General features: G+C 75.2%; 10 protein-coding genes and 1 pseudogene. 2 read left to right on the forward strand and 9 right to left on the reverse strand.

The window, feature by feature from the left end; translation table 11 throughout:
• Window positions 1-11 precede the first annotated feature (11 nt).
• The 9 genes and pseudogenes from ABD361_RS25650 to ABD361_RS25690 form a co-directional block, all read right to left on the reverse strand.
• The gene (locus ABD361_RS25650; protein WP_344438445.1) at window positions 12-1,058 is read right to left on the reverse strand and encodes an NAD-dependent epimerase/dehydratase family protein; all 1,047 of its coding nucleotides are present in this window, start codon (window positions 1,056-1,058) and stop codon (window positions 12-14) included.
• Between the two features lie 270 nt (window positions 1,059-1,328).
• On the reverse strand, window positions 1,329-1,427 hold the full coding sequence (locus tag ABD361_RS25655) for a 30S ribosomal protein bS22 (RefSeq protein WP_003948845.1): 99 nt from the start codon (window positions 1,425-1,427) through the stop codon (window positions 1,329-1,331).
• 110 nt (window positions 1,428-1,537) lie between these two features.
• A complete protein-coding gene (locus ABD361_RS25660) occupies window positions 1,538-1,747 on the reverse strand; it encodes a helix-turn-helix domain-containing protein (protein WP_154080489.1) in 210 nt (69 codons plus the stop codon).
• Window positions 1,748-1,875: 128 nt separating this feature from the next.
• Window positions 1,876-2,694, reverse strand: a complete 819-nt coding sequence (locus ABD361_RS25665; RefSeq protein ID WP_344438447.1) for a phosphatase — start codon at window positions 2,692-2,694, stop codon at window positions 1,876-1,878.
• Window positions 2,695-3,013: 319 nt separating this feature from the next.
• Window positions 3,014-4,242 (reverse strand): annotated as a pseudogene (locus ABD361_RS25670) (acetoin utilization protein AcuC).
• 62 nt (window positions 4,243-4,304) lie between these two features.
• Entirely contained in the window at window positions 4,305-5,297 is a 993-nt protein-coding gene (locus ABD361_RS25675; protein ID WP_344438449.1) for a hypothetical protein, read from the reverse strand.
• A 244-nt stretch (window positions 5,298-5,541) separates the two neighbouring features.
• Entirely contained in the window at window positions 5,542-6,660 is a 1,119-nt protein-coding gene (gene prfB / locus ABD361_RS25680; RefSeq protein WP_344438451.1) for a peptide chain release factor 2, read from the reverse strand.
• 102 nt (window positions 6,661-6,762) lie between these two features.
• The gene (locus ABD361_RS25685; RefSeq protein ID WP_344438453.1) at window positions 6,763-8,109 is read right to left on the reverse strand and encodes a serine/threonine-protein kinase; all 1,347 of its coding nucleotides are present in this window, start codon (window positions 8,107-8,109) and stop codon (window positions 6,763-6,765) included.
• A gap of 200 nt (window positions 8,110-8,309) precedes the next feature.
• Entirely contained in the window at window positions 8,310-10,106 is a 1,797-nt protein-coding gene (locus ABD361_RS25690; protein ID WP_344438455.1) for a serine/threonine-protein kinase, read from the reverse strand.
• Between the two features lie 485 nt (window positions 10,107-10,591).
• Between ABD361_RS25690 and ABD361_RS25695 the strand changes: the two genes are divergently transcribed.
• Together ABD361_RS25695 and ABD361_RS25700 are read left to right on the forward strand one after the other, a co-directional pair.
• Window positions 10,592-13,933 carry an FtsK/SpoIIIE domain-containing protein gene (locus ABD361_RS25695; RefSeq protein ID WP_344438514.1) on the forward strand — a complete coding sequence of 1,114 codons (3,342 nt, stop codon included), beginning with the start codon at window positions 10,592-10,594 and terminating at the stop codon, window positions 13,931-13,933.
• A 464-nt stretch (window positions 13,934-14,397) separates the two neighbouring features.
• On the forward strand, window positions 14,398-15,867 hold the full coding sequence (locus ABD361_RS25700; protein WP_344438457.1) for an ABC transporter substrate-binding protein: 1,470 nt from the start codon (window positions 14,398-14,400) through the stop codon (window positions 15,865-15,867).
• Window positions 15,868-15,869: the final 2 nt, after the last annotated feature.

A 15,869-nucleotide genomic window follows, 5' to 3' on the forward strand; every position in this document is an offset into this window, starting at 1 on the left:
GCGTGCGCTCCTCAGTTCTGGCCGCTGCCCGCAGGCATCAGCGCGGCGATCCGGTCGACGGTACGGGCGAGGGACTCGGGCGGCAGCAGCCCCGGGCCGCGGCTGCGGGCGAAGTCCGCGAAGGCCGCGGGCGTGGAGTAGCGGGGGTGGAATCCCAGCGTGTCGCGCAGCTGCGCGGTGTCCACGACCCGGCCGTGGGTGAGCAGCCGGATCTGCTCGGGCGAGAAGTCCAGCGCCCCGACCGAGCGCAGCGCGGAGCCGACCCAGGTCACCGTCGGCAGGAAGAAGGGGAGCGTGGGGCGCCCGAGGCGCCGCGCGGCCTGCGAGAGCAGCAGCACGCCGTCGCCCGCGACGTTGAAGGTGCCGCTGTTGAGCGTGCCGCGGACCGGCTCGCCGGCCGCGATGCGCAGCACCTCGATCGCGTCGTCCTCGTGGACGAACTGCAGCCGGGGGTCGAAGCCGAGGACGGTGGGCAGCACGGGCAGCGAGAAGTACTCGGCGAGCGGCGAGTCCGCGCAGGGCCCGAGCACGTTCGCGAAGCGCAGGACGCACACGGCCACGTCGGGCCGGCGCCGGGCGAAGCCGCGCACATAGCCCTCGGCCTCCACCACGTCCTTGGCGAAGCCCCCGCTCGGCAGCGACTTCGGCGGCGTGGACTCGGTGAAGACGGCCGGGTCGCGGGGCGCCGAACCGTACACCGTGGTGCTCGACTTGATCACGAGCCGCTTGACGGAGGGCGTCTTCTGGCAGGCGCCGAGCAGCTGCATCGTGCCGATGACGTTGGTCTCCTTGACCGTCGCCCGGCTGCCGCGCTTGCCCAGGGGCGTGCCGTTGACGTCCATGTGGACGACCGTGTCGACGGAGTGCTCCGCGAGGACCCTGCCGATCGTGGGATGGCGGATGTCCGCCCGTATGAAATCGGCCCCGCCCAGGCGGTGCTCGGGTGGCACTGCGTCCACCCCGATGACGCGGTCGACGTCGGGCTCGCGCTGGATGCGGCGGACGAAGCGGCCGCCCAGTTGCCGTGCGACTCCGGTGACGAGCACGACCTTGCCCAAGATCAGCGCCTTCCTTCCCACCGAGCTGAAGCCCTGTCGCGGCCACCGTAGCGGGTCGTTGTTGCACTGTGATGACCACCGGTGGGGTGGAGCGTCATTTCAAGCCGTAGCGACGGTTTCACTTACTGCTACGTAAGTCCGGAGGGTGCGACGGGGCGCGACGGGGACCGCCGGCGGGGTGGCGGCGAGCTGGTGGGGGTGGCGGGGAAAGCACCGCAGCCCTCCCGCCGTGTACGGCGGGAGGGCTGCGGGACGAGCACAGCGGCGTGCTTACTTCTTGTTGCGACGCTGAACGCGCGTGCGCTTGAGCAGCTTGCGGTGCTTCTTCTTGGCCATCCGCTTGCGCCGCTTCTTGATAACAGAGCCCACGACTACCCTCGCTTACATCGATTCACTCGGTGCGGGGCGTCCGAGCCCACACGACCTACATCGGGTCAGCGTACCCGCCACCGGGCGAACAGCGTAATCCGGGGTCCCCGTCAGGCCGTTTCCACCCCCACGAAGGACTCTCGGAGGTACTCGTGCACCGCTTGTTCTGGGACCCGGAACGACCTGCCCACCCGGATCGCCGGCAGATGACCGCTGTGCACCAGCCGGTACACGGTCATCTTGGAGACTCGCATCACCGCGGCGACTTCCGCCACGGTCAGGAACACGACCTCGTTGAGAGGCCTTTCGCCAGCAGCCATGACACACCTGAACCTTCCGCACATGACGCGCACCGGCTTCCCCTCCGGTGACTCCTCGTCGCTGCGCGCTCACTCCCCAGGTTAGGGGCGGGTGATGCGAGTGGGGAAGAGGAGCAGCCATCGGCCGCCTACTGTGACAGACACGCTCGATTGAGTACATAGCGAGTAAGCGGTCGGTAGTAATCAGACCGCACAGTGTCATCAAGCGGAACGGCCACGGACACCCGCCCCTCGGCCTCGCCGACGAACGGCGCGGGGTCGTCCGAGTCCGCCAGGCCGATGGCCTCAATGCCCAGCTGACCTGCTCCGCAGAGCCATCCGTGGTCCCCGACGACCAGGGCCGGCAAGGGCCCGCCACCCTCCGCCGCACCGGCCAGCGCGGCCCGAAGCGGGAGGGGCGAATGCGTATGTGCGCCCGGCTCACTCGCAGACGCTCGCGCGCCGGGTTCGCGCACCATCGCGACTCCTCCGGCGTAGTGAAGGTTGTATGTGCGTACGCCGAACCGGGTCGTCATGTCGACACTTCGACCCTGCGCCGGGGTGAGGACAGCACATCCCGCCGCCGACAGACCGGCGGCCAAACCGGCGTAGAAGCCCAGGAGACGGTGCGGGTGACCCGTTCCGATGAGCACCGGCGCCCCCGTCGCGGCCACCGCCGCGAGCCGGTCCGCGAAGGCATCGAGTGCCACCACCGTCCGGTCCGGATCAATCACATCGTGCCCGGAAGTGTCCCTGGGATCGACCGAAACACCACACCTCTGGCCCATCAGACGCAACAAATCGGCGAAGCGCCAGTCGTATTCCGGCTCCAGACCGATCAGCACCCGGGGGTCCCGCGCGGCGAACCGCCGGTACCGCGCCAGACTGCCCTCCCGGGACGTGGCGACACGGCCCGCGATCCCGGTGGCGAGCAGATGGGCGATCAGGTCGTCACGCGCGCAGGACACGGCCCGATGCTGTCCGAAGCCCGCCGGACCCGGCGACCGAACGCCGACGAATCAACCCATGTGGTGACGACCGCGAGCCGGGGCTGGGGCTGAGGGCAGCGCCCCGAAGGGGCGCGGGACAGTGGGACACGGAAGCGGCTGGGGCAGCGCCCCGTAAGGGGCGCGGGACAGTGGGACACGGAAGCGGCTGGGGCAGCGCCCCGTAAGGGGCGCGGGGAACTGCGCGATCAGCCACCGACGGCCCGCAGCCGACGCACCGCCGGCGGCACCGCGTAAGGGGCGCGGGGAACTGCGCAACGAAGACCCACCCGACAGGGGGCTACGGCAACAGCCCGTGGGACGGGAAGACCGCCCGCCGCGTCGCCAGCACCGCCTGGTCCAGCCGGTCCGCCGGGTCGTACCCCGACTCCCCGAAGTCCCGCCACGCCGGCCGCAGGCCGTCCGTCATCCGCAACGGCCCCAGCTGCTGCGTCCGCCGGAAGACTTCGCGGCGCCAGTCCTCCGGCACCGGCGACTCGGGATCCACCGGCCGCCCGGCGGCGATGCCCACCAGATGCGCCCAGGACCTCGGCACCACGTCCACCACGGCGTACCCACCACCCCCGAGCGCCACCCAGCGCCCGTCGGCGTGACGGTGGGCCAGGTCGTGGCAGGCCTCGGCCACCAGGCGCTGGGCGTCCAGCGAGACCGCCAGATGGGCCAGCGGGTCCTCGAAGTGCGTGTCGGCCCCGTGCTGCGTCACCAGCACCTGCGGCCGGAAGGCCGCCAGGAGCTCCGGTACGACGGCGTGGAAGGCCCGCAGCCACCCGGCATCCCCCGTGCCGGCCGGCAGGGCCACGTTGACCGCGGAACCCTCGGCGCCCGCGAGATCGTCAGGACGCGGGGGTCCTCCCAGAAGGCCGCCTGCACGCCGTCGCCGTGGTGGACGTCCACGTCCACGTACGCCACCCGTTCCGCCCCCAGCTCCAGCAGCCGGGCCACGGCGAGGGCGGCGTCGTTGTAGACGCAGAAACCCGACGCGGACCCCGGCATCGCATGGTGCAGCCCGCCACTGAAGTTGACCGCGTGCACGGCCTCCCCGCGCCACACGGCCTCGGCGGCGGCCACCGACTGCCCCGCGATCAGCGCGGCGGCGTCGTGCATGCCGGCGAAGGCCGGATCGTCCGGGGTACCGAGCCCGTACGCGGTGTCGGCCGACCTCGGATCGGCGGAGGCCCGCCGCACGGCCTCGATGTAGTCGGCGCGGTGCACCAGCCCGAGCGTCGACTCCCCCGCCGCCGGCGCGGCGACCACCCGGGCCGCCTTGTCCAACCCGTAGGCCTCGACCAGGCGCATGGTGAGGAAAAGCCGCACGGGGTCCATGGGATGTCCCGGCCCGAAGTCGTATCCCGTGACCGCCTCGTCCCACATCACCTGCGCCTGACCACCGCTCATGGCCGACACCGTAAACGCAGAGAAGCCCCGTTGGGAACCATGTTCCCAACGGGGCTTCTCTCCAAAGGAGGTCGGCCTCCTTGGTACCGCCGAGGTTGCCGGGGGACATGCCATGGCGTCCCGGGCCCCGGTCGTCGTGCGCCGCGCACCCTGCGCGAGCGGACGAGTGCGTACGGTCAGGCCGCGGCCGCACCCTTGTTGATCAGGCGCGGCAGCATGCGGAAGCCGATGCCGCCGGCGATCATCGTCGCGGCGCCGACCAGCAGGAAGGTGGTCTGACCGGCACCGGTCTCGGCCAGCTGGCCCGAGGCCTGGGCCTTCTCGCCGCTGCCGCTGCCCTGGCCGGCGTCGCCCACCTGGGTCAGCTGCTCCTTGGGCTTGCCCTGCTCGACCGGGCGGGAGCCCGCGCTGTCGGTGCTGGTGTTGTTGCAGTTGCCGTCGGTGTCGACGGGGCAGGTGTGGGCGTCACCGTCGGAGCCCGAGCCGCCGGTGGAGCCGGTACCGCCGGTGGAGCCGGTACCGCCGGTGGCGGAGCCGTGGTCGTGGTCCCCGGAGCCCCCGGTCGTACCGGTGCCGCCGGTGGAGCCCGTGCCGCCCGTGGAACCCGTACCGCCCGTGGAGCCGGTGCCCCCGGTCGAGCCCGTACCGCCGGTGGAGCCGGTGCCGCCGGTCGAGCCCGTACCACCGGTCGAACCGGTGCCACCCGTGGAGCCCGTGCCGCCCGTGGAACCGGTGCCACCGGTCGAGCCTGTGCCACCCGTCGAGGTGTCGGTGCCGCCGGTCGAGCCGGTGCCGCCCGTGGAGCCCGTGCCACCGGTCGAGCCGGTGCCACCGGTGGAGCCGGTGCCGCCCGTCGAGGTGTCGGTGCCGCCGGTCGAACCGGTGCCGCCCGTGGAACCCGTACCGCCGGTGGAGCCGGTGCCGCCGGTGGAGCCGGTGCCGCCGGTCGTGCCCGGGTCGCCCGTGGGCTGCGGGATGGTGGTGGGGCCGGTGGTCGGGCCCGGGTCGTCGGGACCGCCCACACCGGCGGTGGCCGTCACGCCGAAGCCGCCGATCTCGACGTCGAGTCCGGCGGCGGAGGCCGCACCCGCGGCCGTCAGGGAGGCACCCGCTGCGATGACCGCACCAGCGGCTATTCGCGCGACGCGTACACGCGTCCTTCTCGTCATTGCCTGCTACCCCCAGTAGCTGATCTCGTCATTGGAGCAGCTCTGCACGGGGCGGTGGCGCTCCGGGGGTCGGCGTGGTCCCACGGCCCGCGGACGTTTCCTTGTCACGTTCCGAGCCGGGCCGCTCGCCCCCCGCCACACACGCCCCAGTGATCGCATGCCGCACGCCACCCTTCCCAGTTTTTCGGGCAGCGTCAAGGAAGGAAAGGGTGGTGTTGCCCGGCTGTGCGGGGGGTTGTCCTACTTACTTCTCCTGCTGCTGTTCCTGCTGCTTGCGCCAGCGGATGCCCGCCTCCAGGAAGCCGTCGATCTCGCCGTCGAGCACGGCCTGCGGGTTGCCGACCTCGTGCTCGGTGCGCAGGTCCTTGACCATCTGGTACGGGTGCAGGACGTACGAACGCATCTGGTTGCCCCAGGAGTTGCCGCCGTCGCCCTTGAGCGCGTCCATCTTCGCCTGCTCCTCCTGGCGGCGCCGCTCCAGGAGCTTGGCCTGCAGGACGTTCATGGCGGTCGCCTTGTTCTGGATCTGCGAGCGCTCGTTCTGGCAGGAGACGACGATGCCGGTGGGCAGGTGGGTCAGGCGGACCGCGGAGTCCGTGGTGTTGACGCCCTGGCCGCCGGGGCCGGAGGAGCGGTAGACGTCGACGCGCAGGTCGGACTCGTCGATCTCGACGTGGTCGGTCTGCTCGACGACCGGCAGCACCTCGACGCCCGCGAAGGAGGTCTGGCGGCGGCCCTGGTTGTCGAAGGGCGAGATGCGCACCAGGCGGTGCGTGCCCTGCTCGACGGAGAGGGTGCCGTAGGCGTACGGCGCCTGGACGGTGAAGGTGGTCGACTTGATGCCGGCCTCTTCGGCGTACGAGGTCTCGTAGACCTCGGTCTTGTAGCCGTGGCGCTCCGCCCAGCGCAGGTACATGCGCTGCAGGCGCTCGGCGAAGTCGGAGGCGTCCACGCCGCCGGCCTCGGCACGGATGTTGACCAGGGCCTCACGGGCGTCGTACTCGCCGGACAGGAGGGTGCGGACCTCCATCTCGTCCAGCGCCTTGCGCACCGAGACGAGCTCCGCCTCGGCCTCCGCGAAGGTGTCGGCGTCGCCCTCGGCCTCGGCGAGCTCGAAGAGCACCGCGAGGTCGTCGATGCGGCTGCGCAGGGCCTCGGTCTTGCGCAGCTCCGCCTGCAGGTGCGACAGCTGGCTGGTGATCTTCTGCGCGGCCTCGGGGTCGTCCCACAGGGACGGGGCCGCCGCCCGCTCCTCGAGCACGGCGACGTCGGCCCTCATCCTGTCGAGGTCCAGAACGGCCTCGATCGACGCCATGGTCGAGGAGAGGGACTTCAGCTCTTCGGATACATCAACGACTGCCACGCACCCAGCCTAACGGCTGTGCCGGGTTCCCCGGTCCGTCGGTTGCCGCTCGCCGCGGCCGCACCCCCCGGAACCCCGGGGGGTGGTGCGGCCCGGGGCCGCCTACCGCAGGGGCGCCACCGAGGGGTCCGCCGGTGGGACCTGGCGGTGGATTCCCGGGGAGTGCTTGCCGCCCGGCTTCGCGTCCCCCGCGTCCGACCCGCCGCCCGTGGCGAACCAGCCGCCCACGCCCGCGACCGCCGCCAGGGCCACCGCCGCCGCACCCAGCCGGATGCGGCGCCTGCGCACCTCCTCCGCGTGCGTGCGGTGGCGGGCCGAGCCGGCCCGGCGCTGCCCCGGCATCCGGGGCGCCCGGGCCGTGCCGTGGGCGCCGCCGGCGAGCTCCTCGGGGCCGGGCACGCGCATGCTGGTGTGGGTGTCGCGGTTGGAGTCGGGCCTGCCGCCCGGGACGAGCGGCACGGCCCCGCGCCGGCGCGGTTCGGGCACGCCCGCGACCGGGCGGGCGGGAGTGCCCTCCGGGCCGGCGGGACCGGCGCCCGCGGGGGCGTCCTCCGGTTCGTCGATGTCCAGCGGCGGGATGCCCGCCAGCCCGGGCAGCAGCTCGCGCAGCCGGGCGGCGAGCTCGGAGGCCCGCAGCCGGGACGCCGGGGCCTTGGCCAGGCACTGGACGATCAGCTGCCACAGCTCGTCGGGGATGCCGGGCAGGGGCGCCACGGTCTCCGTGACGTGCCGGCGCAGCACCGCGCCGGGGTGGCCGCCGCCGAAGGGCGTGAAGCCGGCCAGCAGCTCGTACAGCACGGTGGCCAGGGCGTAGACGTCGACGGAGGCGCGCGGCGGCAGGCCCTCGATGATCTCGGGGGCGAGGTAGTCGGGCGTGCCGATGACGCTGCGCTGGGCGGGGACGCGGGCGCCGTCCGCGGTGGCGGCGCGCTCGCGGGCCGGCGCCGGGCGCGGCGCGTCGACGAGGCGGGCGATGCCGAAGTCCGTGAGCAGGGCGGGGTGGGCGCCGCCGGGGCCGAGGGGGCCCTGCATGTCGAGGAGGACGTTCTCCGGCTTGACGTCGCGGTGGATGATTCCGGCGGCGTGCGCGGCGGCGAGGCCGTCGGCGACGTCGGCGACGACCGCGACGGCGGCCTCGGGTGCCAGGCGCCGCTCGCGGTCGAGACGGGTGCGCAGGTCGGTGCCGCGGACGAGGTCCATGACCAGGGCGAGGTCGGCGCCGTCGACGACGAGGTCGCGCACGCCGACCACGTGGGGGTGGTCGAGACCGAGGAGGGCGGCGCGCTCCTGGACGAAGCGGCCGACGAGCTCCTGGTCGGAGGCGAGGTCCTCGCGCAGGAGCTTGATGGCGACGGGGCCCTCGGGGCCCTCGCCGAGCCAGACCGTTCCGGCGCTGCCGCGCCCGAGGACCTGGTGGGCGGTGTACCGGCTGCCGATCTTCCGTGCCAAGACTGTTCCCCGACTCCTCCGCCATTCGACGACAGTGCCTCGGCGTGCGGCCGGCAGTGGCCGACCGCGCCGGCGACCAAGCTACGCGGCCGGAGGGGAGTTGGGGACTCCGATTCGGCGCCAACCGTCACTTCTGCGGCAGAAAACACCCTTCGGGTGTCGACATATCGACAGATTCGGGCCGCCGGGGGCCCGGGCGGCTACGGAACGACGCTCTCCGAGCCGCCGGAGCTGCCCGAGCCGCTGGAGACGAGGTCGCCGATCCAGTCCTTGACGCTGGTCACCCAGTCCCACGTGGCGTCCCAGAAGCTCTTGCCGTCCGCGACCCAGTCCTTGAGCGGGGTGAACTCCCACACGAGCCAGGAGCCGACCACCAGCAGGACGATCATGAACAGGCAGCCCTTGAGGCAGCCGAGGCCCGGGATGTGCATGGGGTTGGCGCTGCGCTGCCGCGGCGGGCGCGGCTCCCGGCGCGGCGGCGCGGCGGCCGGCTCGGGCGCCCGCGGGGCGGCGTACGGCTGGGGCGCGTACGCCTGCGGGGGCTGCGGCGTCTGGTACCGCGGCGCGCGCGAGGGCGTGTACGACTGCTGCGGCTGGGGCTGAGGCGGCTGCGGGGCCCGGCGGGGCGGCTGCTGGCCGTACTGCTGCTGCCCGTACTGCTGCTGGTGGCCGTATTGCTGCTGCTGGCCGTACTGCTGCTGCGGGGGCTGCGGCGGCTGGGGCGCCTGACGACGGGTGGGACGGCGGCGCAGCGGGTCCTCGCCGGGGTCGAGGTACTGCGTCTGCTCGTTGCGGTCGCGGGCCGCGCGCAGCTGGGTCTGCCAGGGGTGCGGGTCCTCGCCCGGCTGCTGCGGGGGGCCGGGCGGCACGGGCGGCATGGCGCGCGTGGGGTCGGCGGAGCCCCGCGGACCGGAGCCGGCGGGCAGCACCTGGGTGGGGTCGGCACCGGGGCCGGCCGACGTGCTGGGCAGCACGCTGGTCGCTGCGTCGGGGTCGTACCCGGCGGGCGCGCCGGAGCCGGCGGGCAGCACCTGGGTGGCCTGGGCGTCGGCGGCGGCCGCTCCCGTGCCGGGCACCTCGGTGGGCTGCGGGTCGGGGGCGAGCAGCCCGGCGACGCCGAGGGCGGCCTCGGCCTGGGCCGGGGAGGCGTGCACACCGATGCCGGCGGCGACCACGCGCAGGGCGCGGGCGAGGTTCTCGGCGCTCGGGCGCTCCTCGGGGCGCTTGCGCAGGCAGCGCTCGATGACCGTCCACAGCGGTTCGGGGACGGTCGAGGGGCGGCGCGCCTCGGCGCTCAGGTGCTGGTGGAGCACCTCCAGCGCGGTCGCGCCGGCGAACGGCGGGTGGCCGGTGACCAGCTCGTACAGCAGGATGCCGGCGCCGTAGACGTCGACGGCGGAGGTCTGCGGGCGCCCCTCGGCGGACTCCGGGGCGACGTAGGCGGGGGTGCCGACGAACTCGTGGGTGCGGGTCAGGCCCGGGGAGTCGGCCAGGCGCGCGATGCCGAAGTCGGTCAGCATCGGGTGCATCTGCCCGCCGTCGTTGCGCAGCAGCACGTTGGCGGGCTTCAGGTCGCGGTGGACGATGCCGTCGGCGTGGCTGACGGCCAGGGCGTCGGCGATCTGTGCGGTGAGCAGCGCCGCGGCGACGGGGGTGAAGGGGCCGTTCTCGCGGAGGTAGCGGTGCAGGTCGGGGCCGTCGACGAGGTCCATGACGAGGGCCAGCAGGTCGCCCTCGACGACCAGGTCGCGGGTGCGCACGATGTTGGGGTGCGTCAGGCGCAGCAGGACCGAGCGCTCGCGCAGGAAGCGCATCACGACGTCGGCGTCGTTGGCCAGCTCCTCCTTGAGCACCTTGATGGCGACGGTCTCGCCCGGCTGGCCGGCCACGGCCGCCTCGGCCCCGGCCGTCTCCCTCTGGCGGGCCCGCCACACGGTTCCCGTGGCTCCGCGTCCGAGCGGCTCCTCGAGCAGGTATTTGCTGCCTACCGGCCGCACGTCATGCGCTCCCTGGTCGTCATCGGACTGGTCTCGGCGGCTTTCGCCTTCCGCCCACTGTAGTGCTGCCGCACCGACCGTCGGCCGGACGAATCCGGTGGGGCTCCGGTGGGGCTTTGGGGAAAGACGCGACCCGGCGGCCGAAGGTTGCCGCGCCCGGCCCGCCGCTGTCGGCGACAGCACCAACAACCGCAGGAAAACGATCCCGACCAGACTTTCTTCAAAAGAAACAGGCCAGGTGCCGGCCATGGTCGAAAGGACCGACGCGCCCGTCCGGTCGTTCAAGATCACGAATCGACGCTCGCCGGGCGCGTCGCCGCGTGCAGGTGCGAGGATGCATGCCAGCACGCGCGCCGCCGAAGGGGAGCGGGAGCCCCCCGGGCGACGCGCTGACCTGTACGAGCCGACGCGCCCGTGCCGGGTGCGGGGAGGGGCCTTGCCTTCTGCCCGCCCCGCCCGCCGGGCAGAAGGGACCGTTGACGGCGATGCAGATCCGGCTGACCGTCCTCGGGCCGCTCAGCGGCCACGCCACGTGCGCCTGCGACGTGCTCGTGACCGCCCCCGCCGGCACCGCCCTGGCCGCCGTCACCAGCGGCCTGGCCGCGGCCGTGGCGGCGGCCGGCTCGGACCTCGGCGGCGGCACCGTCGCGGTGCACGCCGGCAGCGAGCGCCTCGACCCCCAGCGCTGCGCCCTGGGCGAGCCGCCGCTGATCGACGGGGCGGTGCTGGCCCTGGGCGCCCCGGCCGGGCCGGAGCACCCGCCCGTCGCCGGCGCGGCCGACGCCCGCCTGCACGTCGTCTCGGGCCCCGACGCGGGCGGTGTGCACCTGCTGCACGGCGGCGAAGTGCGCATCGGCCGGTCGAGCGCCGCCGACATCCCCCTGGACGACCCCGACGTCTCCCGGCTGCACTGCGCCGTGACCGTCGCCGACGACGGCGCGGTCACCCTGTGCGACCTGGGCTCGACCAACGGCACCCGGCTGGACGGCGAGGGCGTCGGCACCGCGCCCGTCCCGCTCGTGCCCGGCGCGCTGGTGCACGTGGGCGAGTCCACGCTGACCCTGGGCGGGACCGGTGCCGGCAGCGCGCCGCCGGTCCTGCCGGCCGCGCCCGACGGCGAGGGGCACCTGCGGGTGCCGCTGCCCGGCGCCGGCGCCCACCCCGCCGGCAGCACCGCCGCGCACGCCGGCTACGCCCACCTGCCCGCGGCGGGCGCCGCACGCGTCCCGGGCCCCCGCGACGGGCAGGCCCGCACCGGGCGTACGGGCGTCCCCGGCCCCCGGCCGGACGACGACACGCGCACCCCGCCCAGCGGCGTGCCCCGGGGCGGGGAGCACGGGCCCGACGCCCGGGCCGCGCGCACGCCGTCCTGGGCGGTGCCCGAGCAGGGCCCGGCCGCGCCCGCCGGGCGCCCGGTGCGGCACACCGGCAGCATCGGCACCCCCGGGCCGGACGCCCCGCCGCCCGGCCCCGGCGGCGTCGGCCGCACCGCCGGCTTCGCCCACCTCGCCGGGGCCGTGCCGGACGGCGACGCGGACCGTGCACCGGAGCCCGCCGAGGGCCGGCGCCGGGCGCGCGGCATAGGGGCCTGGGCCCGCCGCCGGGCGGGCGGCCGCGGCGCCGGGCAGCGCCCGGAGCCCGGGCGGGACGGCGAGGGCGCCCCCGCCGAGGACGGCGCACCGCAGGGCGCCCCCTCCGCCGCGGCCGTGCTGCGCGAGCGGTGGCCGGACCCGGCCGCCGTCCTGCTCACGGCGCTCGGCCCCGGCCCGCGGCTGTGGGAGCGCGGCCCGGACCACCCCGACCTGCTGACCGTGCGCCTGGGCACCGCCGACCGCTACGCGGCCGACGGCGGCGGGCCGCTGCCGTCCGTACCGGTGACCGCGGACCTGCGACGCGCGGGCGCCCTGGGACTGGCGGGCCCGCAGGAGCGGCTGGCGGGGCTGGCCCGGTCCGTCCTGGCCCAGCTGGCCGCGCTGCACGCGCCCGGCGCCCTGGAAGTCGTCCTGATCAGCGCCGACCGGGCGCGCCCCGCCGAGGAACGGGTGGCGCAGTGGTCGTGGCTGGGCTGGCTGCCGCACGTCCGCCCCGTGCACGGGCAGGACTGCCGGCTGCTGCTCGCCTACGACCGCGAGCAGGCCGAGGCCCGCGTGGCCGAGCTCGTGCGGCGGCTGGACGACGGCCCGCTGGGCACCGGCTGGGCCGGCGCCCCGGCCGAGGCGGTGGCCGCCGCCGCCGAGCGGCACCGCGGGCCGTACACCGTGGTGGTCGTCGACGGCGACCCCGGAACGGCCGCGCTGCGCGAGTCCGTCGCGCGGCTGGCGGCCTGCGGCCCCGCCGTGGGCGTCCACCTGCTGTGCCTGGCGCAGGCGCCGGCGGCCACGCCGTCCTCGCCCGTGACGGCCACGCTCGCCACGGCGGCAGCGGTCTCCCCCGCCTTCGACCGGTGCGGCACGGTCGCCCTGCTCAGCGGCGAGGTGGCCACCGTGGTGCAGGTCATCGACCGCACGGGAGCCGAGCCGGGCACGGGCACGACGGCCGTCGCGGGCGTCGCCGCCGTCTCCGCCGCCTGGGCCGAGCGCTTCGCCCGGGCCCTGGCCCCCCTGCGCGTGGCCGAGAACTCCGGCGACCCCGCGCACGCCTCCCCCGTCGCGGTGGCGCTCCCGCGCTCGGCGCGCCTGCTGGACGAGCTGGGCCTGGCCCGGGCCACCCCCGCCTCGCTGACGGCGCGCTGGGCGGCCGCCGCCGACCGGGCCACCCGGCCCGGCGGGCGGGCGGTGGCGGTGCTGGGCGCGGGCCCGCACGGGCCGCTGTGCGTGGACGTCGCGGCGGACGGGCCGCACCTGGTCGTCGAGGGCGGCCCCGGCAGCGGGAAGACGGAGCTGCTGCGCTCGCTCGCCGCCTCGCTGGCGGCCGGCGACCGACCCGACCGGCTCTCGCTGGTCCTGGTCGACGGCGCCGCCGCCGAACGCGGCGAGGGCCTGCGCGTGTGCACCGACCTGCCGCACGTCTCGACGTACCTGGCCGCCGCGGACCCGGTGCGGATGCGCGAGTTCGCCCAGGCGCTCGGCTCGGAGCTCAAGCGCCGCGCCGAGCTGCTGGGCACCCTCGACTTCGCCGGCTGGCACGAGCGCAATCCCGCCCCCGACCCGGGCGTCGGCGCGCCGCGCCGCCCGGCGGACGCCGCCGGCGAGGACCTGGAGACCGCGTCCAGCGGCACGCTCAAGCTGCGCACGCAGCGCGGGGGGCCGGTGCGCACCGCGCAGACGGCGCTGCCGCGGCTCGTCGTCCTCGTCGACGACTACGACGCGCTGGTCGCGCCGGCGCTGGGCAGTACGGGCCGGCCGGCCGCCGGTTCGGTGGTACGGGCGCTGGAGGCGGTGGCCCGCGACGGCGAACGGCTGGGCATCCACCTGATCGCCGCGTCCGGCCGTCCCGAGCGCACCGCCGACACCGCCGCCGTCGAACGGGCCGGCCTGCGGGTGACGCTGGAGATCGCACCGCCCTCGGCGGACGCGCCCGGCGGCGCGGCGGCGGGCCCGGACGGCGCCACCGCCGGCGAACCCGCCCCGGGCCGCGGCCGGCTGCAGCGGCCCGACGACGACGCGACGACGCCGTTCCAGGCGGGGCGCGTGACCGGCCGCATCCCGCGGACGGCGACCCTGCGCCCGACCGTGGTGACGCTGGACTGGGAGCGCATGGGCGACCCGCCCACCCGCCGCCCGGTGCGCGAGCTCGGCAACGGACCGACCGACCTCGCCCTGCTGGCGAGCGCGCTGCAACGCGCGGCGCAGTCCGCGGGCGCGGAGGCGGCACCGGCACTGCTGTAGCGCCCCGTAGGGGCGCGAGGCAGTGCCGATCTGCGGCTCTGCCGGGCGAGCACGGCACCTTGTCTGCGGGCGCGTCGTGGCTTGTCGCGCAGTTCCCCGCGCCCCTTACGGGGCGCTGCGTCGCGGCACCACGGCGCCCCGCAAGGGGCGCGGGGAACTGCGCGATCAGCCACCGACGGCCCGCAGTTGATGTTCCGCCCCGGTGGGGCCGGGCCCCAGCGCGGCAGCACCGCCCCGCGGTGGCGGGTGTGCCGCACGGCGCGGGTGTGAAGCGGCTGCGCCGCAGGTGCCCGGCGCGTGCCGATTCCGCGTCACATCACGGTCACGATGGCCCGGTTGACACCGGAGACGGTATTGCGGCGGCCTGGCCCCGGGCGTAGGACTGTCGCACGGGAGTGCGGCCGCTCACCGGGACGACGGACGGCGCGGCCGCCTGCGGGGAACCGGGCACGGGAGGTACGGCCATGCGCACGGCAACACGCACACCGCTCCGCGCGATACGCGCGGTGCTCGCCGCCCACGGCGCGGGTGCCGGGCGCGGGGCACCGGGCGGGCGCAGAACGCGGGCCGGCCGGCGCGCCCGGGCCGTGGCCGTGGTGGGAGCGCTGGCCCTGGCGGCCGCCGGGTGCAGCGACAGCGGCGACGACAAGGACGCCGGGGCGGCGAAGAGCTCCGCCCCGGCGCCGGGCGCCTCCGACGTCGTACCCCACACCGTGCAACTGCCCAAGCTCGACGGGCAGAAGCTGAAGGTGACCGCCGTGTGGACGGGCGCCGAGCAGAAGAGCTTCACCAAGGTGCTGACCGAGTTCTCCCGGCGCACCGGGGCCCAGGTCGCGTACGTGCCCAGTGGCGACGACATGTCGGCGTTCATCGGTTCGAAGGTGGCCGGCGGCGACCCGCCGGACGTGGCCCTGCTGCAACAGCCGGGGGCGCTGCGGGAGTTCGCCAAGAAGGGGTGGCTCAAGCCGCTGGGGCCCGATGCCGTCGCGCAGCTCAAGAAGAACTTCGCCCAGGGCTGGCAGGACCTCGGCTCGGCCGACGGCAAGCAGTACGGGGTGTACTTCAAGGCCACCAACAAGTCCCTCGTCTGGTACAACACCAAGATCTTCGAGGCGGCGGGGGTCAAGGCGCCGGCGACGTGGGCGGACTTCCTGCGCACGGCCCAGGCCGTCGCCGACTACGGAGTCTCCCCCGTCTCGGTGGGCGGCGCGGACGGCTGGACGCTGACGGACTGGTTCGAGAACGTCTACCTCTCCCAGGCCGGCCGCGAGAAGTACGACCAGCTGGCCCAGCACAAGATCAAGTGGACCGACCCGTCGGTCAAGGACGCCCTGACCACGCTCGCCCAGCTCTTCGGCAAGAGGGAACTGCTGGCAGGCGGCAACGACGGGGCGCTGCAGGTCCAGTTCCCGACGTCGGTGACGCAGACCTTCAGCGGCGGCGAGAAGGCCAAGGCCGCCATGGTCTTCGAGGGCGACTTCGCGGCGGCCAACATCATCGGGGCGAAGGCGAGGATCGGCTCGGACGCCAAGGTCTTCCCCTTCCCGGCGGTCGGCGGCCGCTCCCCGGTGGTCACCGGCGGCGACGTGGGCACCATCCTCAAGGACGGCCCGGCCGCGCAGGCCCTGCTGACCTTCCTGGCCTCCCCGGACGCGGCGGCCGTCTGGGCGAAGGACGGCGGCTTCGTCTCCGCCAACAAGAACCTCGACCCCGCCACCTACCCGGACGACGTGCTGCGCTCGATCGCCAAGGCCGTGGTCGCAGCCGGCGACGACTTCCGCTTCGACATGTCCGACCAGGCACCCGCCGCCTTCGGCGGCAAGCCCGGACAGGGCGAGTGGAAGCAGCTGCAGGACTTCCTGCGCAACCCCTCGGACGTGGCGGGCACCCAGCAGCGGCTGGAGGCCGACGCGGCCAAGGCCTTCGGCAACTGACG

The organism is Streptomyces luteosporeus (assembly GCF_039532865.1).
Taxonomy (GTDB): Bacteria; Actinomycetota; Actinomycetes; order Streptomycetales; family Streptomycetaceae; genus Streptomyces; species Streptomyces luteosporeus.